The 456-nt window shown below is 38.8% G+C and carries 1 protein-coding gene and 1 other RNA gene; both read left to right on the plus strand.

Translation table 11 applies throughout. The features are described 5' to 3' along the window. Positions 1 to 4 precede the first annotated feature (4 nt). Positions 5 to 195, plus strand: a non-coding RNA gene (ssrS, locus tag HZY83_RS07750) — 6S RNA. A gap of 110 nt (positions 196 to 305) precedes the next feature. After that, the coding region (locus HZY83_RS07755; RefSeq protein ID WP_179943474.1) for a ThiF family adenylyltransferase at positions 306 to 456 on the plus strand (151 nt) is incomplete at its 3' end.

Below are 456 nucleotides of genomic sequence, written 5' to 3' on the forward strand. Positions count from 1 at the left end.
AGATAGTCATCTGTGGTGTACGTAAGTTTGCTTTTTATTTGGGCCTAACACTCTTTGATCAGGGAGCCCAATAGGTTTTCTCGCAGCGCACACGCCTCTATAGGAGGACTTGCAAAACGAGAAACAGGGCACCCACCTGTATATAGCAGGCCGAATGATCAAGCTATTTACAACTACGGCACCTACGGACTCTATCGATACGCAAGACTTCGGTCTTGCGTATTTTTATGTGAATTTTTACAATGATGAATATACATACATAAATGAAAAGCTAATTAAGGTTTAGTTTGATAAAGGAGTACAGAATGAAACATCAATTTTCCAGAAATGAATTGGCAATTGGTCAAGAAGGCTTAGATTTATTAAAAAATAAAACTGTAGCAGTTCTTGGTATCGGAGGAGTCGGATCTTTCGCTGCAGAAGCACTTGCTAGAACAAATATTGGTCATATTATAC

The sequence above is a fragment of the Gemella sp. GH3 genome (assembly GCF_013415425.1).
Taxonomy (GTDB): domain Bacteria; phylum Bacillota; class Bacilli; order Staphylococcales; family Gemellaceae; genus Gemelliphila.